The following is a 22,607-nucleotide window of genomic DNA, read 5'->3' as shown; positions in this document are numbered from 1 at the left end:
ACACGACCGCGCCGCCCCATATGGATATGTCGATTAAATTGTTGTCGCCATAATGGCCCTTCGATAAGCTTTCGCGAAGGCGCGCCGCCGGCCGGGCCTCGAAGCCAGGCCCCTGTGCCTCAGGCCGGGATCGCCCGACCTGTACGGCGGCGCCGGGAACGTATCACAATCGTAGCGACGCGCGCGCCGGGAGCGCTCTCCTACCCGCTCACGCATCGCCGCCATAAACACAACCAGACGCACTGCCTGACTGCGCTTGTTACCGGAGATCCTATGCGCTTCAAACTGCTCGCAGCCGCCATCCTGCTCACGGCGCCCGCGCTCGCGCTCGCCAAACCATTGACCGTCTGTACCGAATCGAGCCCCGACGGCTTCGACGTCGTGCAGTTCAATTCGCTGGTCACGACGAATGCATCGGCCGACGTGGTCTTCAACTCGCTGGTGTCGTTCGACGAAGCCGCGAAGAAGGTCGTGCCCGCGCTCGCCGACAAGTGGGAAGTGAGCCCCGACGGTCTGACCTACACGTTCCACCTGCGTCCGAACGTGCAGTTCCAGACCACCGACTACTTCAAGCCCACCCGCGCGCTGAATGCCGATGATGTGATCTTCACGTTCGACCGCATGCTCAACGACAGCAATCCGTGGCACAAGGTGGCGGGCGCGAGCGGCTTTCCGCACGCGCAATCGATGGGGCTGCCGAAGCTGATCAAATCGATTACCAAGGTCGACGACAACACGGTGAAGTTCGAATTGAACGAGCCGAACGCGACCTTCGTGTCGATCCTGACGATGGGCTTCGCGTCGATCTATTCGGCCGAGTACGCGGACCAGTTGCTGAAGGCCGGCAAGCAGGTCGACCTGAACGCGAAGCCAATCGGCACCGGCCCGTTCGTGCTAAAGAGCTATACGAAAGACGCGGTGATCCGTTACGACGCGAACCCGACGTACTGGGGACCGAAGCCGAAGATCGAGCGTCTGATCTACGCGATCACGCCGGACGCGACCGTTCGAGCGCAGAAGGTGAAGGCTGGCGAATGCCAGATCGCGCTGTCGCCGAAGCCGCAGGATCTCGCCGACGCGAAGAAGGACAAGTCGCTCGCGATCGTGCAGACACCCGCTTTCATGACGGCCTTCGTCGCGCTGAACACGCAGCAGAAGCCACTCGACAACCAGAAGGTGCGCGCCGCGCTGAACATGGCGTTCGACCGCGCGACGTATCTGAAGACCGTGTTCGACAACACCGCGACGCCGGCCGTGAACCCGTTCCCTCCGAATACGTGGAGCTACAACCACTCGATCAAGGGTTGGCCGTACGACCCGGCGAAGGCAAAGCAGTTGCTCACCGACGCGGGTTTTCCGAACGGCTTTCAAACGACTATCTGGGTGCGTCCGAACGGCAGCGTGCTGAATCCGAATCCGAAGGCCGGTGCCGAACTGCTGCAGGCCGACTTCGCGAAGATCGGCGTGAAGGCGGACGTCAAGGTGATCGAATGGGGCGAGTTGATCAAGCAGGCGAAGCAAGGCCAGCATGACTCGCTGTTCATGGGATGGGCGGGCGACAACGGCGATCCGGACAACTATCTGTCGCCGCTCTTTAGTTGCAACGCGGTCAAGTCGGGCATCAACTTCGCGCGCTTTTGCGATCAGGATCTCGACAAGCTGATCGCCGACGGCAGAGCGACGTCCGATATCGCCAAGCGCACGAAAGCGTATCAAGCCGCGCAGCAGATCATCCACGACGAAGCGCTGTGGATTCCGCTCGGCTATCCGACCGCTGCCGCGATCACGCGCACGAACGTGAGCGGGTATCACGTGAGTCCGTTTGGACGGCAGAATTTTGGGGCGGTGGTGGTGCAGTGATTTTGCGCTGCGGTTGAAACCAGGAAAGGATAAAGCCGACCTTCACGGGTCGGCTTTTTTATGCCCAGCGTTTCCAGTCGATAGAGGTCGTCCGTTACTTCACCGCGTTGTCTGCTGCGGCGATTTTTGGATCGAACGATACGCCTTCGAGACAATCACGATTACGTTCAGCGAAAGCGAAGGACAAGGTTCCCCACGGTAGAAACGCTGAATATGCCGTGGTTTCATCCAGTGAATGCCCACGCGGAGAGTCGGTAACCTTGAGGTTGCTGTAATGCGCACGGACCACCGCGAGCGTGACGCATTCGCCGCTCAATTTCCCGAGCGCAAGAAAACCAGGATGCCCTCCAGTGTGGCGGACGCGTAAATCCACATTGCCGACCAGGACGCCATCTGCCATCTTCGCAGGACCGCCGACATAAAACTGGAATGCGGTATTTTCGATTGAGTCTCCGCTGGTATCTCTGCCAACAAGGTGAGTCGCCAGCACGCTTTCGACCTTTTCCTTAGTGAACGGAATTTGCTGCACCAAAGAGTCGATGGTCTGCCACAGTGTCATGTCCGGTTGAGTCATCTGTGAATCTTGTCCGTAGTGTCCGGCCGCGAGGCTGCATCCGCCAAACCACCCTGCCAGACAAAGTACTGCAAGCGACTTGGTCCAATCACCTGAACAGGTAAGTCTTGTCATACCATCTTCCATAGTAGTCCGCGCTGGGTGCATCTGACACTCCGCAACCTTTTGCCGACGTGATCTCGGGCCTTTGACCGTTATACCGACTCCTAATGCAATTTTTCTCATGCAAGAAGCCAATAATTGCTCGCAAAGTACCCGCCCACACTTTTGCAGAGGAAATGGTTATGGCTATGCAAGCTCCAACGAGGACAGGTTTCGAACGGTGGCAGGACGGTGTTAGCAAGGCTGTAAGCGATGCAAGATGGAATTCCTGGGATTGCGAAATCCAGATGGCAGTCAACGAGTACAACCTCCATCTTCGCGGCACCTCCGGGTACGTGGCCTTGGATTGGCAGATTATCAAGGCGATATTGTGGGTCGAAACAGGTGCACACGATCCTCAGTGGAATTCCAAGCCGATGCAAATTGGGGTTTCAGGAGATCCCGGATTAGCGTCCCTGCTTTCGGGCAAAGAAGGCGGCGATCTGATTCTGCTCCCAGGCTGGAAAGGACGGCTGACAATGTCCTCAGTCAGAACGATAGCGGCGCATAACATCCGCGCCGGGATTGGCTACCTGCTTATGCGCATGGCAAAGTTCGAGTACCGAAACGTACCCGGTGCTGACCCGAAAATTTATGAAATCGCTGTCAAGCCAGGCGATAGTCTGGACAAGATGGCGAAGGACCAAGGCACCACGATCGAGACGTTGAGAAAGCTGAACCCGACGGCCGCTGTTCTTCGCCCTGGACAAGTATTGACGTACCGGAAAGCTTCGATTCAAAAAGTAATTGCAGGCTGGCACCCCATTGTCACGACATTCATAGCACTGCGCTATAACGGAGGTCGGGACCCAAACTACGCCAGAAAACTTGATTACGCGTTGTCATCGGTGCGGAAAGGAAAGGCGGCCCTATGTGCACAATGAAGCTGATCTGTTTCGCCCTGGCCGCCTGCCTGCCAACAATGGTCCTTGCAGCCTCAGCCGTTCCCGTCGCAAGCGAGCGGGCCTTGCGCGAGGAATGCAGCGCGTTCTCGCAAGCGGGGATGCGGGACTGTCTGGCAGAAAAAGCAGAGGCCAGTAAGAAGACCCTCAGACGAGCCGAGGAGAAGATGGCTGGCACCCTCGCCAGATGGGATGAAGACGAGAAGTACGTCAACCAGGCCAGGGCACAACTCGCCGCATCAAACAGAAAATTCGTTCGGTACCGTGAGTCTCAATGCGACTTCGCAGCTTCGCTGACTGGTGGTGCAGCCGGCAATGCGCATGAAATCAGCCGTTTAGCTTGCGTTTCGGAACTCAACAACCGGCGAGCCGAGCAACTACGCGACGCTGCATCTGACTTGCCGTTGAAGTAATTCGCATGAGAGGACACCCAGCATCGTTGCGCCGCTCAGTGCCTTCGCGTAGCGCGGAACTATTCGTCCGCGCTTCCGCACCCGCAGCAAACGGCCGAGATCACACTGCCGCAAACCGGATCACCCCATCCGCATCCTGCGTCCGCTTCAACTCCCCCGCCCGCCACAGCAGATGCAAGTGCGCGAGCGCCTCACCCATCGCGAACGTCATCTGATGGATATCGAGTTGGCGCTTGAACATCAGCGGCACGATATCGGCGGCGCTACGCGGCCTTTCCGCGCACGCTTCGCGCACTTCGGCGAGCCGCGCGTCGTGATGCTCGCGCAGTTGCTGAATCCGCGTTCGCACGCCGCGAAATGGCTTGCCATGCGACGGCAGCACGAGCGTGTCTTCGGGCATCGCCTCATAGCGGCCAAGCGACTCCAGATACAGTTCGAGCGGCGAACCCTCGGGTTCGATATCGAACACCGAGACGTTGGTCGAAATGCGCGGCAGCACCATGTCGCCTGAAATCAGCGTGCCGGTTTCCGCGCAGTGCAGCGCACAGTGTTCCGGCGAGTGGCCGAAGCCCGTCACCACGCGCCACGTCCTGCCGCCGATTCTCACGTCCTCGGCTTCGCGCAAACGGCGGTATTGCCCCGGAATCGCCGGCACGAGGCTCGAGTAATAGCTCTTGCGATTGCGCAGTTTGTCGAGCGAGTCGGCGTCATTCAAACCATGCCGCGCGAAGTGCCGCGCCGCGGCCTCGCCGCCCGCGTTCGAGCCGTCGCCGGTCGCCATTACGCGCGCCTGCATGTATTCGCCGAGCGTCATCCACAGCCGCGCGTCCCAACGCTTTTGCTCGCCGCCGCCGCACACCCAGTGCGCGAGGCCGATGTGATCAGGATGGCAATGCGTGACGATCACGCGCAGCACCGGCAGCCCGTCGAGTACCGAGTCGAACACGCTCTCCCAATTCGCCTTGATCGTGTCCGACGTGATGCCGCAGTCGACCACGGTCCAGCCTTGCTGGCCGTCGATCTCATCGCGCAGCAGCCACAGGTTGATATGGTCGAGCGCAAACGGTAGCGGCATGCGCAGCCAAAGCACGCCGGGCGCAACTTCCATCGTGCGGCCCGAGTCGGGCATCGCGTCGTTGAACGGGTATTGGAGTTGGTGTTCGAGTGCATTCATGGGGACTGTCTTCCTCCGACGACTCTCCGGCATGGCCAGGTATGCGATGCCGGTCGGCCTGGTTGTGGTTGCTTTCCGCTCAGGTTGACGATAACGTAAACGTCGATTCTATCGTCCAATCCGGTTTTGTGCCGGCCAAGCGGCCACGAGATGTCCCGATGAATACGCAATACACGATCACCGAACTCGCGCGCGAATTCGACGTCACGCCACGCGCAATCCGTTTCTACGAAGACCAGGGTTTACTCTCGCCGAGCCGCGAGGGTTCGAGCGGCTTGCGGCGCGTCTATTCCGGCCGCGACCGCACGCGTCTGAAGCTCACGCTGCGCGGCAAGCGCCTCGGCTTCACGCTGTCGGAGATTCGCGACCTGCTTGACGTCTACGAGTCGCCGACCGACACGGTGCCGCAATTGCACGCGTTTCTCGCGACGGTCGCGCGGCATCGCGAAGTGCTCGAACGTCAGCGCGAAGATCTCGACGCGACGCTCGAAGATCTCGCGCAGTACGAAGCGCAGGCGCGCGCGTTGCTCGATGGCACAAGGCACGACGCGAAACCTGTCTGAAGCTGCATGACTCTGACCGGCGTTTGCGGAGCGCGCGTGATGAATCACTTCCCCAAACTGTTATCGTCGCAAATCGGTTTCGACGTCGCGCAGACGATGCTCGAAGGGTTCGACCGTCACTACCGGATCTTTCGCGATGCGGCGATCCATGCGAAGACGCTGTTCGAAGCCGGCGACTGGCACGGCCTACAAAAGCTCGCGCGCGACCGCATCGCGTCGTACGACGATCGCGTGCAGGAATGCGTGCACCAGCTCGAAGACGAATACGACGCGGAGAACATCGACAGCGAAGTGTGGCAGCAGATCAAGCTGCACTACATCGGCCTTCTGACCACGCACCGTCAGCCCGAGTGCGCGGAAACCTTCTTTAATTCGGTTTCCTGCAAGATCCTGCACCGCTCGTACTTCAACAACGATTTCATTTTCGTGCGCCCGGCGATTTCGACCGAATACATCGAGAACGACGAACCGGCCGCAAAGCCGACCTATCGCGCGTATTACCCCGGCACGGACGGACTTGCCGCAACGCTGGAGCGGGTGGTCACGAACTTCCAGCTCGATCCGCCATTCGAGGATCTGACGCGCGACGTCGCCTGTGTGGTGCAGTCGATTCGCGAAGCATTCGGCGTGTTCGACGAAGCGCCGAATTTTCAGATTCACGTGCTGTCATCGCTGTTTTATCGCAACAAGGCTGCGTACATCGTCGGGCGCATCATCAACGGCGACGCGCTGCTGCCGTTCGCGGTGCCACTGCGTCACGTGAAACCGGGCGTGCTCGCACTGGATACTGTGCTGCTAAAGCGCGAGCAGTTGCTGATCATTTTCAGCTTCTCGCACTCGTATTTTCTGGTCGACATGGAAGTGCCGTCCGCGTATGTCGAGTTTCTGCGCACGGTGATGCCGGCCAAGCCGAAGGCGGAAATTTATACGTCGGTGGGTTTGCAGAAACAGGGCAAGAATCTGTTTTATCGCGATCTGCTGCATCACCTCAAGCATTCGAGCGACCGCTTCATCGTCGCGCCCGGCATCAAGGGGCTGGTGATGTTGGTGTTCACGCTGCCGTCTTTTCCCTACGTGTTCAAGCTGATCAAGGACAACTTTCCGCCGCCGAAGGAAACCACGCGCGCGCAGATCCAGCAGAAGTATCTGCTCGTCAAACGTCACGACCGGCTCGGCCGCATGGCCGATACGCTCGAATATTCGAGCGTCGCGCTGCCGCTCGCGCGGCTCGACGAAACGCTGTTGCGCGAACTCGAGAAAGAGGTGCCGTCGCTGATCGAATACGACGGCGACAACCTCGTGATTCGCCATATGTACATCGAGCGACGCATGATTCCGCTCAATCTGTTCCTGCAGAACGGCAACGACGACGACATCGAGCACGGCATCAAGGAATACGGCAACGCGGTGAAGGAGCTGATCCAGGCGAACATCTTCCCCGGCGACATGCTGTACAAGAACTTCGGCGTGACGCGCCATGGCCGTGTCGTGTTCTACGACTACGACGAGATCGAATACCTGACCGACTGCAATGTGCGCGCGGTGCCGGCGCCGCGCAACGAGGAAGAGGAAATGTCGGACGAGCCGTGGTACGCGGTCGGTCCGCACGATATTTTCCCGGAGACGTACGGCACGTTCCTGCTCGGCGATCCGCGCGTGCGCCGCTCGTTCATGCGGCATCACGCGGATTTCTTCGAGCCCGAGCTGTGGCAGCGATACAAGGATTTTCTGTTGAACGGCGAGTTGCCCGATTTTTTCCCGTACGACCAGAGCGTGCGCTTCTGCGTGCGTTATCCGGAGCGCTTCGTCGACGCAAGCGATGCAGAGGCGAACGAGCCGAATGTGCGCGTGGCTTGATGAATCTCACGAGGGTCTCAGCAGGCCACGCGCGGCAGTAGCCATCCAAGCTATGACCAAGGAGCTCAAACATGAGTGACGCAATTCAAAGTGGTATCCACGCCGATCCGATCGTCATCGTCAGCGCGGCGCGCACGCCGATGGCCGGCTTTCAGGGCGACTTCGCGTCGCTGAGCGCGCCACAACTCGGCGCGGTCGCGATCAAGGCGGCCGTCGAGCGCGCGGGCCTGAAGCCCGAACAGATCGACGAAGCGGTGATGGGCTGCGTGCTGCCCGCCGGCCTCGGCCAGGCGCCCGCGCGCCAGGCCGCGCTCGGCGCGGGTCTGCCGCTCGCCACCGGCTGCACGACGGTCAACAAGATGTGCGGCTCCGGCATGCGCGCGGCGATGTTCGCGCACGATATGCTGGCCGCGGGCTCGCTCGACGTGATCGTCGCGGGCGGCATGGAAAGCATGACGAACGCGCCGTATCTGTTGCCGAAGGCGCGCGGCGGCATGCGCATGGGCCACGGCCAGGTAATCGACCACATGTTCTACGACGGCCTCGAAGACGCATACGACAAAGGCCGTCTGATGGGCACGTTTGCCGAGGAATGCGCGGCGTCGTTCGACTTCACGCGCGAGGCGCAAGACGCATTCGCGGTCGAGTCGCTGAACCGCGCAAAGCGCGCGAACGAGGACGGCTCGTTCGACTGGGAAATCGCGCCGGTTACGGTGGCGGCCCGCAAGGGCGACGTCACGATCGCGCGCGACGAGCAGCCGTTCAAGGCCAACCTTGACAAGATCCCCACGCTGAAGCCCGCGTTCAGCAAGACCGGTACCGTGACGGCGGCGAACTCGTCGTCGATCTCGGACGGCGCGGCCGCGCTCGTGATGATGCGCGAGTCGACCGCGAAGCGGCTTGGCGTCGCGCCGCTCGCGCGCGTCGTCGGTCATTCGACGTTCGCGCAGGAGCCCGCGAAGTTCACCACCGCGCCGGTCGGCGCGATCCGCAAGCTGTTCGAGAAGAACGGCTGGCGCGCCGGCGACGTCGATCTGTACGAGATCAACGAAGCGTTCGCGGTCGTCACGATGGCCGCGATGAAAGAGCACGATCTGCCGCACGACAAGGTCAACGTGAACGGCGGAGCATGCGCGTTGGGCCATCCGATCGGCGCCTCGGGCGCGCGCATTCTGGTTACGCTCATCGGCGCGCTGAAGAATCGCGGTCTGAAGCGCGGCGTCGCGTCGCTGTGTATCGGCGGCGGCGAGGCGACCGCGATGGGTATCGAACTGATCTGAAGCGTTGACCAAACTTCGAGGAATACGATGAAAGCAGTGTTGATCGTCGGTGCGTCGCGTGGCATCGGCCAGGAATTCGTGCGGCAGTACAAAAAGAGCGGCTGGCGCGTGCTCGCGACCGCTCGCGACGGCGCCGCGCTCGACGCGCTCAACGAGCTCGGTGCCGAAACCTTCATGCTCGACGTCACCGCGCCCGAAGAGATCGCGGCGCTAGGCTGGAAGCTAGACGGCGAACGGCTCGATGCGGCGATCCTGGTGTCGGGCGTGTACGGTCCGCGCACCGAAGGCATCGAGACGATCACCGCGGAGGACTTCGATCACGTGATGCATACGAACGTGCGCGGCCCGATGCAGTTGCTGCCGATCCTGCTGCCGCTCGTCGAGGAAACGGACGGCGTGCTCGCGGTGATTTCGAGCCGCATGGGCAGCATCGCCGATGCGAGCGGCACGACGGGCTGGCTGTATCGCGCGAGCAAGGCGGCGCTGAACGCCGTGCTGAAGCTCGCGTCGCTCGACGCGCAACGCGCGACCTGCGTGTCGCTGCATCCCGGCTGGGTGCGCACGGACATGGGCGGCGCGCAGGCCGCGCTCGATCCGGCGCGCAGCGTCGCGGGCATGCGCGAGGTGCTGGCGCAGGCGGCGGCATCGCGTGATGCGTTCCACGGCCGCTTCTTTCAGCACGACGGTACGCAGCTCGACTGGTAGACAACCGGGTTGCATCGGATCGGAGACACACTCATGGTGCTTGACCAGGACCACCTGATGGTGCGCGACGCGCTGCGCACCTTCGTGCGCGAAGCGATCACGCCGTACGCGGCGCAATGGGACCGCGAGCGCACCTTTCCGCGCGACGTGCATCGGCAGCTCGCGGAGCTCGGCGCCTATGGCGTGCTGGTGCCCGACGCGTATGGCGGCGCCGGCATGGACGCGCTCGCGCTCGCGCTGATCCTCGAAGAAATCGCGGCCGGCGACGGCGGCACTTCGACCGCGATCTCGGTGAACAACTGCCCGGTGTGCAGCATCCTGCTCACCTATGGCAACGACGCGCAGAAGCGCGACTGGCTTACGCCGCTCGCGCGCGGAGAGATGCTCGGCGCGTTCTGCCTGACCGAGCCGCAAGCGGGCTCGGATGCGTCGGCGCTGCGCACCACCGCGACGCGCGATGGCGCCGCGTACGTGCTGAACGGCGTCAAGCAGTTCATCACGAGTGGCAAAAACGGCGACGTCGCGATCGTGATGGCCGTCACCGACAAGACCGCCGGCAAGCGCGGCATCAGCGCGTTCATCGTGCCCACCAGCACGCCGGGCTACGTGGTCGCGCGTGTCGAGGACAAGCTCGGACAGCATTCGTCGGACACCGCGCAGATCGTGTTCGAGGAGTGCCGTGTGCCCGCCGCGAATCTGATCGGGGCGGAAGGCGAAGGTTACCGTATCGCGCTATCGGGACTCGAAGGCGGGCGCATCGGCATCGCCGCGCAAAGCGTCGGCATGGCGCGCGCCGCGTTCGAAGCGGCGCTGACTTACGCAAAAGAACGCGAAAGCTTCGGCGCGCCGCTGTTCTCGCACCAGGCAGTGCAGTTCCGTTTGGCCGACATGGCCACGCAACTCGAAGCCGCGCGTCAATTGATCTGGCACGCGGCGTCGCTGAAGGACACGGGCCAACCGTGTCTGACCGAAGCCGCGATGGCAAAACTGTTCGCGTCCGAAGCGGCCGAGCGAATCTGCTCAGCCGCGTTGCAGATTCATGGCGGCTATGGTTATTTGAGCGACTTCCCGGTCGAGCGGATTTACCGTGACGTGCGCGTGTGCCAGATCTACGAAGGCACGAGCGATATCCAGAAGATCCTGATCGCTCGCGCGCTCAACTGAAATTTCAATGAATAAGCCATTGTTGTCACTGCAAAGACCTGTCGACTGTCCATGCGGCGGCGCCGCGCCCGCCGCACGCGGAGGCTCCGCGACTAAAGCTCCGCGTTTTGCGCAATGCTGCGGACGCTATATCGACGGCGGCGAAGCGGCGCCGCGCGCGCTAGAACTGATGCGCTCGCGCTATAGCGCGTACGTGCTCGGTGCAACCGCCTACCTGCGCGCGACGTGGGACCCCCGCACCTGCCCTGCCGATCTCGACGTCGATCCCGCCGCACCCGACGCGCCGCGGTGGCTCGGACTGCAGATCAAAGCGTTCGCCGAAAGTGATGCCGACCACGCGACCGTTGAATTCATCGCCCGCTACAAAGTGGGGGGACGTGCGCATCGGCTGCATGAATTGAGCCGCTTTCTGCGTGGCGGTGATGGCCGCTGGCGGTATGTCGATGGCGACGTCAATGAGTGAATGGAGAGCGAATGTCGATTAAGTAATCGCTGCATTACGCGTAGAGGCTTTCGATGTCTTTCACTCGCTCTCGACAAACTTCATTAAAGGCCCTCGTCCAGGGCCTTTTTTTCGTTCGACTCACGCAGGCTCTTTCGTTGGCCTCGCACCACAGCACTTACATGACCTTTAGTTGCCGCCTCCCGCCACATTTCCCCAGTCCTTGCCTGGCAAGGCTTTGAGGCCTCATTCGCACATGCAGCAATTTTTTCGTCGCGGGTTCTCCTTGATTGCACAAAACAAAATTGTCGTGCCAGGATGAGTCCGTAGTTTCATGACGTCACATTGCGAGAGCGGGTCACACCAGTTCCGCAACATGCAAAGGAAGCCTGACCGGCCGCTGATCGAAAGCGTGCCGCGCGGGCTCCGGCAGCATCGAGTGACGCTCATCCTCGGCGCGTGGGGTCGCGTCGGCCGTTGGGTTCATCCCGTGCGATCTCGATTTGCGTGCGTGCGCTTTGCGCACAACGCACGTGAGTGAGTCTGTTTGTGTCGAAAACGCGAACGAAAGCTGAACGTCAGCAGCGTTTTTGGCAACCGGACAGCACGGAGTTCAGGACAGGTCTTTCAAGCAGGTGCGTCAATGGTGTTGAGCAAGGTTCTGACGAAGTGTGCGGCGATCTGCGCCGCGGCCACGTGTGCTGTCACGATCGCGCACGCCGATCCGCTCGCCTACTCGTCGCTTTCGGCACACAACGCGACGCCGGCCAGTGACACCCAGGGACCGCTGTCGCGCGCCCGCGTACCGCGCCTCGCGCTCGACGACGACGTCTACCTGCCCACCGCTCACCTGAACGAAAAGATCATCCGCGTGCCGGTCGACGCCGCCGGCACAGTCACGCTCGAAACCACGATCTACAAGCCGGACGGCGCCGGCCCGTTCCCGATGATCGTCTTCAACCACGGCAAGATTCCGGGCGATCCGCGCACGCAGGAACGCAGCGACCCGCTGCCGTTCGCGCGCGAATTCGTGCGCCGAGGCTACGTGGTCGTCGCGCCGAACCGCCAGGGCTTCGGTCACTCGGACGGCGTGTACGAGCAGGACGGCTGCGACGTCGAGCGCAATGGCCTCGGCCAGGCTGGCGACGTCGCAGCCACGATCAATTACATGTCGAAGCAACCTTACGTCGACGCGGCGCACATCGCGGTGGCCGGCACCTCGCATGGCGGACTCGCGACGATTGCGTACGGCACCGAAGCGGCGCCCGGCGTGCGCGCGCTGATCAATTTCTCGGGCGGCCTGCGCCAGGACACCTGCGAGGACTGGCAAGGCAACCTGACGCGCGCATTCGGCGCGTACGGTGAGAAGTCCACGGTGCCATCGCTGTGGCTCTATGGCGATAACGATTCGGTGTGGAACGCGCCGCTCGTCGCGGGCATGTACGCCGCGTATGGCGCGCACGGCGCGAGCGTGAAGATGGTCGACTTCGGCAAGTACAAGAACGACGCGCATCGGCTGGTCGGCGACCGCGACGGCGTGCGCGTATGGTGGCCGGCCGTCGAAGCGTTCCTCGCGCGCGCCGGCATGCCGACGGCCGTGCAGTATCACGTCGCCGATCCGGCCGCGCCGCAGGCAACCGGCTTCGCCGCGCTCGACGCCGTCGACGCGGTGCCGTTCCTCGACAACGAGGGTCGCAATGGCTATCGCAACTTCCTGCATCAGTATCCGAGCCGCGCATTCGCGGTGTCGGATTCGGGCGCGTGGTCGTGGGCCGAGGGCGGCGACGATCCGATGTCGGTGGCGGTGGCGAATTGCCAGAAGCAGAGCTCCGATCCGTGCCGGCTGTATGCGGTCGATAACTCGGTCGTGTGGGGCAATCAGAACTCGCAGACGGCGGATGCGGGTGATGCCGATGCGAATGGCCGGAAAGCAATTGCGAGCCGGGAATGAGGTATACATAGCATCTGGATTTGAGTTCGGTTCCGACGTGTCGAAGGCCTGCTGATTCAGCAGGCCTTTTTGCATTCTGGCCGCTGTTGCACCATCACAGCAGCGCGCGCTCACGCCGCGCTCATGCAAAAACACCTCTTCACCACAAATCTCGCCAGTAATAGCCCATTACTTTGACGTCGCTATCTCCGTCGATTAGCGAGCTTCCATCCCGAAATCGAACGAGCTGCATCGAACAGCGGCAAACCTCGACGCCACGGCGAAAAACGCGCGTTTCGCAGCTGATGCGCGCGACGGAATAAACCGCTAATCTCGACCCCGCGCACTCGCCAAGGCTCACTCCTCGCGACTTGAACAGGTCGGCGGAACAACGCGAAACGCCTTTCAAAAAGGCTTGAAATCGCCCTCGCGTGCGTGGCATAAAAGCACCTCGGAGTACCTCTTTGGAAAATTCAGCAGCCCCCCCGGTCGCCCCTGAACATTGGGTCGCCCGCAGCCTTCGCGCGGTATGGCATCCGTGCACGCAGATGAAGCATCACGAACGTCTGCCGCTGATTCCCATCGCGCGCGGTCAAGGCGCATGGCTATACGATCGCGCGGGTCATCGCTATCTCGACGCGATCAGTTCGTGGTGGGTCAATCTGTTCGGTCACGCGAACCCGCGCATCAATGCGGCGCTGAAAGATCAGCTCGATACGCTCGAACACGCGATGCTCGCCGGCTGCACGCACGAACCCGCCGTCGAGCTCGCCGAACGTCTGCACGCGTTGACCGGCAACACGCTCGGCCACGCCTTCTTCGCGTCGGATGGCGCGTCGGCGGTCGAGATCGCGCTGAAGATGAGCTTTCACAGCTGGCGCAACCGGGGCTACGCCGACAAGCAGGAATTCGTCTGCCTTGCCAATAGCTACCACGGCGAGACGATCGGCGCGCTCGGCGTCACCGACGTCGCGCTGTTCAAGGACGCGTACGATCCGCTGATTCGTCACGCTCACGTCGTCGCATCGCCCGATGCACGACTCGCGCAAGCAGGCGAAACCGCTGCCGACGTCGCGCGCCGCGCGCTCGACAATGTGCGCGCGCTGTTCGAGGCGCGCGCGAACCGCATCGCCGCGCTGATCGTCGAGCCGCTCGTGCAGTGCGCGGCCGGCATGGCGATGCACGACGCGTCGTACGTCGCCGGATTGCGCGCGCTGTGCGACCAGTACGGCGTGCATCTGATCGCCGACGAAATCGCGGTCGGCTGCGGCCGCACCGGCACCTTTTTCGCATGCGAACAGGCAGGCGTGTGGCCCGATTTCCTGTGTCTGTCGAAAGGCATCAGCGGCGGCTATCTGCCGCTGTCGATCGTGCTGTCGCGCGACGAGATCTTCGCGGCCTTCTATCACGACGATACCGCGCGCGGCTTCCTGCATTCGCACTCGTACACCGGCAATCCGCTCGCGTGCCGCGCCGCGCTCGCGACGCTCGATCTGTTCGCGAGCGACGACGTGCTCGCCGCCAACGCGCGCAAATCAGCGACGCTCGAGGCCGCGCTCGCGCCGCTCGCCGAGCATGCGCAGGTGCGCGATCTGCGTCAGCGCGGCACGATCTTCGCGTTCGATGCGGTGATCGACGAGCCTCAGCGAGCCAAAACATTCTCGCGCCGCTTCTTCGAAAACGCTCTCGAACGCGAGCTACTGTTGCGCCCGATCGGCACCACGGTGTACCTGATGCCGCCGTACATCCTCGACGACGAAGAACTCGCGCTGCTCGCCGCGCGCACACGCGACACCTTCGACGCCACGGTCGCGGGGGCCCGCTGATGCATCTGCTCGACACACTCGCCGAAGGCTTGAAGGAAATCGACGCGCGCGGCCTGCGCCGCCGCCGCCGCACCGCGGACACACCCTGCGCCGCGCACATGACGGTCGATGGCCGCGAAATCATCGGCTTCGCGAGCAACGACTATCTGGGCCTCGCCGCGCATCCGCAGTTGATCGAGGCGATCGCCGAAGGCGCGCGGCTGTATGGCGCGGGCAGCGGCGGCTCGCATCTGCTCGGCGGTCATTCGCGCGCGCATGCGCAGCTCGAAGACGATCTCGCGGCATTCGCCGGCGGCTTCGTCGACGATGCCCGCGCGTTGTATTTCAGCACCGGCTATATGGCGAACCTCGCGACGCTGACCTCGCTCGCGGGCCGCGGCACGACGCTGTTCTCCGATGCGCTCAATCATGCGTCGCTGATCGACGGTGCGCGGCTGTCACGCGCCGATGTGCAGATCTACCCGCACTGCGACATGGATGCGTTGAGCGCGATGCTCGAAGCGTCGGAAGCGGACGTCAAGGTGATCGTCTCCGACACGGTGTTCAGCATGGACGGCGACATCGCGCCGCTGCCGCGTTTGCTCGAACTCGCGGAGCGGCACGGCGCCTGGCTGATCGTCGACGATGCGCACGGCTTCGGTGTACTCGGTCCGCAAGGCCGCGGCGCGATCGCGCAAGCCGCGCTGCGCTCGCCGCATCTGATCTCGATCGGCACGCTCGGCAAGGCGGCGGGCGTTTCCGGCGCGTTCGTGGTCGCGCATGCGACCGTGATCGAATGGCTCGTGCAGCGCGCGCGTCCGTATATCTTCACGACCGCGTCGGTGCCGGCCGCCGCGCATGCGGTGTCGGCGAGCCTGCGCATCATCGGCGGCGACGAAGGCGATGCGCGCCGCGCGCATCTGCAGCAATTTATCGAGCGCACGCGCGCGATGCTGAAGGCAACGCCGTGGCTGCCCGTCGATTCGCATACGGCCGTTCAACCGCTGATCATCGGCGCGAACGATGCGACGCTCGACATCGCCGCGTCGCTCGATCGCGCGGGGCTGTGGGTGCCCGCAATCCGTCCGCCGACCGTGCCGACCGGCACGTCGCGCCTGCGCATCTCGCTGTCGGCCGCGCACTCGCATGCGGATCTCGACCGGCTCGAAGCCGCGCTGCAACAAGTCGGAGCGCGCGCCGCATGAGCAACCTGACTAACGATGGCGGCGCACTGTCGCTGTTCGTCACTGGCACCGATACTGAAATCGGCAAGACCTTCGTGTCGTCGGCGCTATTGCGCGGCTTCGTGCGTGAAGGTCTGCAAGCGGCCGCGATGAAGCCGATCGCGGCGGGCGCATTCGAAGTAAACGGCGTGCTGCACAACGAAGACGCGGATCAACTCGATGCCGCATCGAGCGTGCTGCTGCCGCCTGCTATCCGCACGCCGTATCTGCTGAAGGAACCGGCCGCGCCGCACATCGCTGCGGCGCTGGAAAACGTCTCGTTCGATCTCGACCACATCGTTGCGTGCCATCGCGACGCGCTGAAGCTCGCCGAGGTCGTCGTCGTCGAAGGAGTCGGCGGTTTTCGCGTGCCGTTGACCGCGACGCAGGACACCGCTGATCTCGCCGTCGCGCTGAAGCTGCCGGTGGTGCTGGTGGTCGGCATGCGGCTCGGCTGCATCAGCCATGCGCTGCTGACCGCAGAAGCGATCGCCGCGCGCGGTCTCACGCTCGCGGGCTGGGTCGCGAACCGCATCGACCCGGATATGATCTTCCCCGACGAAAACATCGCGTCGATTCGCGCGCATCTCGCGCAAACGTACGACGCCCCGCTGCTCGGTATCGTGCCGCATATCAGCCCGCTGTCGCCGGAGCTTGCGGCCGAACAACTCGACATTCGACGGCTTCTGCAAACGCTGCGCCAGTTTCGCGCGGCATAGCGCTGCCCAGCAACGCCGAACCCCATTTCATCCGTACACGAGGATCGATCACATGACACAACTAAACATCGCAGCGGGCAGCGCCGACACGAGCGCCGCCAACGGCAATCCGACTGCCGCCGCCACTGAAGCGAAGCCGCTCGCGCGCTGGCGCGTCGCCGATATCGTCGCGTTGTACGAACTGCCGTTCAACGACCTGCTGTTTCGCGCGCAGCAAACGCATCGCGAGCATTTCGACGCGAATGCAGTGCAACTGTCGACGCTGCTGTCGATCAAGACCGGCGGCTGTGAAGAGGATTGCGCGTACTGTCCGCAGTCGGTGCATCACGACACCGGTCTCGCGGCCGACAAACTGATGCCGGTCGACGAAGTGCTCGCCGCAGCGAAACTGGCAAAGGACAACGGCGCGACGCGCTTCTGCATGGGCGCCGCGTGGCGCAATCCGAAGGACCGCCACCTCGAGCCGATCAAGGACATGATTCGCGGCGTGAAGGCGATGGGCCTCGAGACCTGCGTGACGCTCGGCATGCTCGAAACGCACCAGGCGCAAGCGTTGCGTGATGCGGGCCTCGACTACTACAACCACAACCTCGATACGTCGCCGGAGTTCTACGGCCAGATCATTTCGACGCGCACCTACCAGGATCGCCTCGACACGCTGGAGCGCGTGCGCGACGCGGGCATCAACGTGTGCTGCGGCGGCATCGTCGGCATGGGCGAATCGCGTCGCGAACGCGCGGGGCTGATCGCGCAGCTCGCGAACATGGAGCCGTATCCGGAATCGGTGCCGATCAACAATCTGGTGCAGGTACAAGGCACGCCGCTGACCGGCACCGAACCGATCGACCCGTTCGAATTCGTGCGCACGATCGCGATTGCGCGCATCACGATGCCGCGCGCAATGGTGCGTCTATCCGCCGGTCGCGAGCAGATGGACGAGGCCTTGCAGGCAATGTGCTTCCTCGCGGGCGCGAATTCGATTTTCTACGGCGATCAGTTGCTGACCACGAGCAACCCGCAGGCAGAAGCGGACCGCCAGCTGCTCGCGCGTCTGGGCATTCGCGCTGAGGCTGCGCAGCAGATGCCGGTCGAGAAGAGTGATTGTGAGCGCGGGTGCGCGCATGGGCATGAGGATCACGGCGCGGCGAACTGAGTCGCGGAACGGCTGCATCGGTAACTCGCATGCGCTAAGCGTGCAGGGATAAAAAAGGCTGCCTCGTTTTGCGAGGCAGCCTTTTCTTTTTGCGCAAATCCCGGCGCTTACTTCCGATCAACAATAATCTGATCGAACGTCCCCCCATCGGAGAAGTGCGTGTCCTGCGCCTTCTGCCAGCTGCCGAACATCTGCTCGACCGTGAACGTCTTGATCGGCTTGAACTCGGCCGCGTGCTTCGCGAACACGTTCTTGTCGCGCGGACGCAGATGATGCTGCGCGATAATCTCCTGTGCGGCCGGCGACCACAGATAGTCGAGATACGCCTGCGCTTGCTTGCGCGTGCCACGCTTGTCGACGACCTTATCGACGATCGACACCGGCGGCGCCGCGAGCAAACTCACCGACGGATACACCGCTTCATAGCTGCCCGCGCCGACACCCGTATCGATCAACGACACTTCGTTCTCGAACGTGACGAGCACATCGCCGATACCGCGCTGCGTGAACGTCGTCGTAGCTCCTCGGCCGCCGGTATCGAGCACCGGCACGTTGCGGAAGATCCCCTTCACGAAGTCGAGCGCCTGCGCATCGGTGCCGCCGTGCTGCTTGCGATAACCCCACGCGGCCAGATACGTATAACGTCCGTTGCCCGACGTCTTCGGATTAGCGATCACCGCCTGGATGCCCGGCTTCGCGAGGTCGTCCCAGTCCTTGATGTGCTTCGGGTTGCCCTTGCGCACGAGGAACACCATCGTCGTCGTGTAGGGCGCGCTATCGTCCGGCAAACGCGCGCGCCAGTCGGCCGGGACCAGGTGGCCCTTTTCGGCGAGCAGATCGATGTCGTTCGGCTGGTTCATCGTCACCACGTCGGCCTGCAGACCCTGCAGCACCGACAGCGCCTGCGCGCTCGACGCGCCGTGCGACTGCCGCACCGACACCGTCTCGCCGCTCTTCTGCCTGTAGTCCGCGATGAAGCCCGCGTTGATGTCCTTGTACAGCTCGCGCGTCACGTCGTACGACACGTTCAGCAGCGACGTATCCGCACGCGCCGTCGAGACGCCGCCGAACGCGAGCGCAATTACCGTGATGCCAGCCGTGACGCCCGCTTTGAGCCGGCGTGATGTCCCCGTGTTGCCCTTCATTGTTTCCCCGTCTGTCGATGATAAAACCTGTAGCCGCGCATACGCGGCGTGACGCGGGATTCTAACGGATTGCTTACCTCGCGCGCGTCGCAGCGGGTGCTCACACGAGCGCATGCTGCGCGCTATCGATCGCCTCCTCGCGAAAGCGCAGCGGCGCCGCGCAATGCACGAGCGTATCGATGAAGTACTTCGCGCGCGGCCACGGACCGAAGCCCGCTGCCGTGTTGATATGCCCCGCATCGCCGAGATTGACGAACGCGCTGCCGAAACGCTGCGCGAGATCGCGCGCATCGGCAAGCGTCATCCACGGATCGGTTTCGCTGCCGATCAGGATCGACGGCACGCCCACACGCCGTGCGTCGAACGGTCCCGCGAATTCGAACTTGCGCGGACTCGCGGGCGCGACGAACAGCACGCCGACCACGTCGCTGGCGAGCGCGCCCTGCTGCAACGCATGCGCAGTCGCAAGGCAGCCGAAGCTGTGCGCGGCCAGCACGAACGGACCGCGTTCGCGCGCGAGCAGATCCCGCAACGACTTCGCCCATAGCGCGAGATCGGGCGCGTCCCAGTTGGCCTGCTCGACGCGCAACGAGCGCGCGAACTGCCGCTCCAGCCATGTTTGCCAATGCGTGCCTTCGCTGCCGTGCAGGCCGGGAACGGTGACGAGCCGTGGCGGCCAGCTCGATCGGGTGCATGAAAGCATGTGCGTGCCTCGCTGCGCAGGGAATGCGGGCGATCATTGTCCCGCTCGGTCGCGCGTCGATGAACCAAGATTTTGTGCTTTGGTTATGGGGCAAACGAAGAAATGCGCCGTTACGTGCCGACTCGACGCGCGACCTACGCATCCCGAAGCGCACGCGCGTGCGCAGACGCGCGCGATTTGCGTCGAAAAAGTAGAATGAAGCCTACTTCAACGGGAGGAGACCCGAGGCCGCTCGCGTCGCCCGATCGCCGAGGCGCGCTGACAGTCCGCCCCGCTGATGCTCAGATCGACGCCGCCGCAATCCGTACCGCATGAAAATACTCTTCTACGCACCGCACACCGAAGCCGCCGCCTGGCTGCACGACTTCGCGCGCGCCTTGCCCGCGGCCGAGCTGCGCGAATGGCAGCCCGGCGACAACGCGCCAGCCGATTTCGCGGTGGTCTGGCGTCCGCCGCGCGAGATGCTGGCCGGCCGCACCACGCTGCGCGCGATCTTCAATCTCGGCGCGGGCGTCGACGCGATTCTCGCGCTCGAACGCGCGCACCCCGGCACGTTGCCGCCCGAGGTGCCGTTGATTCGCCTCGAAGATACCGGCATGGGCGCGCAGATGGCCGAGTATGTAACGCATGCGGTGCTGCGCTATCTGCGCCGCTTTGACGAATATCAGATGCTGCAAGGCGAGCGCCGCTGGAAAGTGCTCGAGCCGCATCCACGCGCAACGTTCACGGTGGGCGTGCTCGGGCTCGGCGTGCTCGGCACGCAGGTCGCGCAAACGCTCGCTTCGTTCGGCCTGCCGGTGCGCGGCTATAGCCGCAGCGCGAAGCAGATCGACGGTATCGCGACGTTCGCCGGCGACGCGCAGTTCGATAGCTTCCTCGACGGCGCGAAGGTGCTCGTCAATCTGCTGCCGCATACACCGGACACGGAAAGCGTGCTGAATGCGCGAGTCTTCTCGAAGCTCGCGCGCGGCGCATATCTGATCAACGTCGCGCGCGGCGCGCATCTGGTCGAAGCGGATCTGCTCGCCGCGCTCGCGAGCGGCCAGCTCGCCGCCGCGACGCTCGACGTGTTCCGCGAGGAACCGCTGCCCGCCGATCATCCGTTCTGGTGCGAGCCGCGCATCACGATCACGCCGCACACGTCGGCGCTGACATTGCGCGAGGACAGCGTCGCGCAGGTCGCGGACAAGATCGGCGCGATGATGCGTGGTGAGCAGGTAAGCGGCGCAGTGCAGCTGGAACGCGGCTACTGAGTGAAACCCGCGCCCGCGCGAGTCGCAAAGGCGCGGGCTGAATTGAAATTCGGCAACGCGACAGCACCCATCCGGTATGGGACTGCGATAAAGCCGCATCGGATCGGAGACACATCATGTCGTTACCGCAACAAGTGAAAATCGTCGAAGTGGGTCCGCGCGACGGACTGCAGAACGAGAAGGAATTCGTCCCGACCGCGACCAAGATCGAACTGATCAACCGACTGTCGGCGGCGGGTTTTCGCAACGTCGAAGCGGCGTCGTTCGTGTCGCCGAAATGGGTGCCGCAGATGGCCGACGGCGCCGATGTGATGACCGGCATCGAGCGCCGCGCCGGCACGATCTACTCGGTGCTGACGCCGAACCTGCGCGGCTTCGAAGGCGCGCTCGCCGCGCGGGCCGACGAGATCGTGATCTTCGGCGCGGCGAGCGAGGCGTTCTCGCAGAAGAACATCAACTGCAGCATCGCCGAGAGCATCGAGCGCTTTGCGCCGGTTGCCGCAGCGGCGAAAGAGCATCGCCTGCGAATTCGCGGCAGCGTGTCGTGCGCGCTCGGCTGCCCGTATCAGGGCGAGGTGCCGGTCGCGTCGGTGGTCGACGTCGTCAAGCGCTTCGCGGCGCTCGGCTGCGACGAGATCGATATCGCCGACACGATCGGTGTCGGCACGCCGAAGCGCACCCGCGAAGTGTTCGAGGCGGTGACCGAAGTGTTTCCGCGCGAGCATCTGTCGGGACATTTCCACGACACCTACGGCCAGGCGCTTGCGAACATCTACGCGGCGTTGCTCGAAGGCATCGAGATTTTTCATGCGTCGGTCGCGGGGCTCGGCGGGTGCCCGTACGCGAAGGGCGCGACCGGCAACGTCGCGACCGAAGACGTGCTGTATCTGATGAACGGCCTCGGCATCGAGACCGGCATCGACCTCGCCCAGGTGGTCGAAATCGGCGACTTCATTTCGAACGCGATCGGCCGGGCCAACGTGTCGCGCGCCGGCAAAGCGCTGCTCGCGAAGGCGCGCAGCGAAGCGAATACCTGCGTATAAACGCTCCATCCATCTTGAATCAGGATTTCCAACGATGAACGACCTCGCGTCCTTCGACTCCGACGATCTCGCCGCGCTGCCCGACTCGGCACGCCGCGTCGCGCTGCTGCTGCGCGAACGCGGTCACGCGGGACGAATCGTGATGCTGCCGGAAACCGGCAAGACTTCCGCCGAAGCGGCCGCTGGACTCGGCTGCTCGGTCGCGCAGATCGCGAAGTCGATCCTGTTCCGGCGCCGCGAAGACGACGCCCCGGTGCTCGTGATCGCGAGCGGCGCGAATCGCGTCGACGAAAAGAAAGTGGCCGCGCAAGTCGGCGAGATCGGCCGCGCGGATGCGAAGTTCGTGCGTGAAAAGACCGGCTATGCGATCGGCGGCGTGTGTCCGGTCGGTCATGCGACCGAGCCGGTCACGCTGATCGATGCCGATCTGCTCGAGCTGGAGAGCCTGTGGGCGGCCGCCGGTCATCCGCACGCGGTGTTCAACCTGACCGCGCAGGAGCTGATCGCGCTGACGGGCGCGCCGGTCGTCGATGTCGCGTTGCGCGAGACGGCCTGAAC

21 protein-coding genes are annotated in these 22,607 nt (G+C 63.4%); 17 read left to right on the top strand and 4 right to left on the bottom strand.

Translation table 11 applies throughout. The features are described 5' to 3' along the window. Positions 1–273 precede the first annotated feature (273 nt). Positions 274–1,860 (top strand): ABC transporter substrate-binding protein, encoded by a 1,587-nt coding sequence (locus tag BC1002_RS01025; protein ID WP_013088213.1) that lies wholly within the window; start codon positions 274–276, stop codon positions 1,858–1,860. 94 nt (positions 1,861–1,954) lie between these two features. On the opposite strand, the gene BC1002_RS01020 is transcribed toward BC1002_RS01025, so the two are convergent. Further along, positions 1,955–2,548, bottom strand: coding sequence for a hypothetical protein (locus tag BC1002_RS01020; RefSeq protein ID WP_337999451.1), 594 nt, complete (start codon positions 2,546–2,548; stop codon positions 1,955–1,957). Positions 2,549–2,718: 170 nt separating this feature from the next. Between BC1002_RS01020 and BC1002_RS01015 the strand changes: the two genes are divergently transcribed. Together BC1002_RS01015 and BC1002_RS01010 are read left to right on the top strand one after the other, a co-directional pair. Beyond that, the gene (locus BC1002_RS01015) at positions 2,719–3,459 is read left to right on the top strand and encodes a LysM peptidoglycan-binding domain-containing protein (protein ID WP_013088211.1); all 741 of its coding nucleotides are present in this window, start codon (positions 2,719–2,721) and stop codon (positions 3,457–3,459) included. After that, positions 3,447–3,890 (top strand): lysozyme inhibitor LprI family protein, encoded by a 444-nt coding sequence (locus BC1002_RS01010; RefSeq protein ID WP_013088210.1) that lies wholly within the window; start codon positions 3,447–3,449, stop codon positions 3,888–3,890. Before BC1002_RS01015 ends, BC1002_RS01010 begins: the two co-directional genes overlap by 13 nt. A gap of 100 nt (positions 3,891–3,990) precedes the next feature. On the opposite strand, the gene BC1002_RS01005 is transcribed toward BC1002_RS01010, so the two are convergent. Then, a complete protein-coding gene (locus BC1002_RS01005) occupies positions 3,991–5,064 on the bottom strand; it encodes an MBL fold metallo-hydrolase (protein ID WP_013088209.1) in 1,074 nt (357 codons plus the stop codon). A 158-nt stretch (positions 5,065–5,222) separates the two neighbouring features. Here BC1002_RS01005 and BC1002_RS01000 point away from each other — a divergent pair, with 158 nt between their 5' ends. The 11 genes from BC1002_RS01000 to bioB all read left to right on the top strand — a co-directional run bounded on the left by BC1002_RS01000 (position 5,223) and on the right by bioB (position 17,905). Beyond that, a complete protein-coding gene (locus tag BC1002_RS01000) occupies positions 5,223–5,627 on the top strand; it encodes a MerR family transcriptional regulator (protein ID WP_013088208.1) in 405 nt (134 codons plus the stop codon). Between the two features lie 39 nt (positions 5,628–5,666). Further along, positions 5,667–7,484, top strand: coding sequence for a bifunctional isocitrate dehydrogenase kinase/phosphatase (aceK, locus tag BC1002_RS00995; protein WP_013088207.1), 1,818 nt, complete (start codon positions 5,667–5,669; stop codon positions 7,482–7,484). Positions 7,485–7,555: 71 nt separating this feature from the next. After that, the gene (locus tag BC1002_RS00990) at positions 7,556–8,764 is read left to right on the top strand and encodes an acetyl-CoA C-acetyltransferase (RefSeq protein WP_013088206.1); all 1,209 of its coding nucleotides are present in this window, start codon (positions 7,556–7,558) and stop codon (positions 8,762–8,764) included. A gap of 27 nt (positions 8,765–8,791) precedes the next feature. Next, the gene (locus BC1002_RS00985; protein WP_013088205.1) at positions 8,792–9,469 is read left to right on the top strand and encodes an SDR family oxidoreductase; all 678 of its coding nucleotides are present in this window, start codon (positions 8,792–8,794) and stop codon (positions 9,467–9,469) included. Between the two features lie 33 nt (positions 9,470–9,502). Next, on the top strand, positions 9,503–10,633 hold the full coding sequence (locus BC1002_RS00980) for an acyl-CoA dehydrogenase family protein (RefSeq protein WP_013088204.1): 1,131 nt from the start codon (positions 9,503–9,505) through the stop codon (positions 10,631–10,633). A 7-nt stretch (positions 10,634–10,640) separates the two neighbouring features. Beyond that, positions 10,641–11,096 (top strand): YchJ family protein, encoded by a 456-nt coding sequence (locus BC1002_RS00975; RefSeq protein ID WP_013088203.1) that lies wholly within the window; start codon positions 10,641–10,643, stop codon positions 11,094–11,096. A gap of 622 nt (positions 11,097–11,718) precedes the next feature. Next, positions 11,719–13,026, top strand: coding sequence for a dienelactone hydrolase family protein (locus BC1002_RS00970; protein ID WP_013088202.1), 1,308 nt, complete (start codon positions 11,719–11,721; stop codon positions 13,024–13,026). A gap of 443 nt (positions 13,027–13,469) precedes the next feature. Beyond that, the gene (bioA, locus tag BC1002_RS00965) at positions 13,470–14,831 is read left to right on the top strand and encodes an adenosylmethionine--8-amino-7-oxononanoate transaminase (RefSeq protein WP_013088201.1); all 1,362 of its coding nucleotides are present in this window, start codon (positions 13,470–13,472) and stop codon (positions 14,829–14,831) included. After that, the gene (gene bioF / locus BC1002_RS00960; protein WP_013088200.1) at positions 14,831–16,015 is read left to right on the top strand and encodes an 8-amino-7-oxononanoate synthase; all 1,185 of its coding nucleotides are present in this window, start codon (positions 14,831–14,833) and stop codon (positions 16,013–16,015) included. The genes bioA and bioF overlap by 1 nt, the downstream gene beginning before the upstream one ends. After that, entirely contained in the window at positions 16,012–16,752 is a 741-nt protein-coding gene (gene bioD, locus BC1002_RS00955; protein WP_013088199.1) for a dethiobiotin synthase, read from the top strand. The genes bioF and bioD overlap by 4 nt, the downstream gene beginning before the upstream one ends. A gap of 52 nt (positions 16,753–16,804) precedes the next feature. Beyond that, positions 16,805–17,905 (top strand): biotin synthase BioB, encoded by a 1,101-nt coding sequence (gene bioB / locus BC1002_RS00950; RefSeq protein WP_013088198.1) that lies wholly within the window; start codon positions 16,805–16,807, stop codon positions 17,903–17,905. Between the two features lie 107 nt (positions 17,906–18,012). Here the strand turns inward: bioB and BC1002_RS00945 are convergent, their stop codons facing one another. Both BC1002_RS00945 and BC1002_RS00940 read right to left on the bottom strand, forming a co-directional pair. Then, complete coding sequence (locus BC1002_RS00945; RefSeq protein WP_013088197.1) at positions 18,013–19,050, bottom strand: sulfate ABC transporter substrate-binding protein; 1,038 nt, start codon at positions 19,048–19,050, stop codon at positions 18,013–18,015. Between the two features lie 100 nt (positions 19,051–19,150). Beyond that, the gene (locus BC1002_RS00940; protein ID WP_013088196.1) at positions 19,151–19,753 is read right to left on the bottom strand and encodes an RBBP9/YdeN family alpha/beta hydrolase; all 603 of its coding nucleotides are present in this window, start codon (positions 19,751–19,753) and stop codon (positions 19,151–19,153) included. Between the two features lie 311 nt (positions 19,754–20,064). On the opposite strand from BC1002_RS00940, the gene BC1002_RS00935 reads away from it, so the two are divergent. From BC1002_RS00935 to BC1002_RS00925, 3 genes are all read left to right on the top strand, one after another. Beyond that, on the top strand, positions 20,065–21,006 hold the full coding sequence (locus BC1002_RS00935) for a 2-hydroxyacid dehydrogenase (protein WP_013088195.1): 942 nt from the start codon (positions 20,065–20,067) through the stop codon (positions 21,004–21,006). Between the two features lie 116 nt (positions 21,007–21,122). Continuing rightward, positions 21,123–22,049, top strand: coding sequence for a hydroxymethylglutaryl-CoA lyase (locus BC1002_RS00930; protein ID WP_013088194.1), 927 nt, complete (start codon positions 21,123–21,125; stop codon positions 22,047–22,049). Between the two features lie 34 nt (positions 22,050–22,083). After that, positions 22,084–22,605 carry a YbaK/EbsC family protein gene (locus tag BC1002_RS00925; protein WP_013088193.1) on the top strand — a complete coding sequence of 174 codons (522 nt, stop codon included), beginning with the start codon at positions 22,084–22,086 and terminating at the stop codon, positions 22,603–22,605. The last annotated feature ends 2 nt before the right edge of the window (positions 22,606–22,607 follow it).

The sequence above is a fragment of the Paraburkholderia atlantica genome (genome assembly GCF_000092885.1).
Taxonomy (GTDB): domain Bacteria; phylum Pseudomonadota; class Gammaproteobacteria; order Burkholderiales; family Burkholderiaceae; genus Paraburkholderia; species Paraburkholderia atlantica.
Note: the sequence above shows the minus strand (reverse complement) of the source record. Positions and strands in the feature narration are given on the sequence as shown.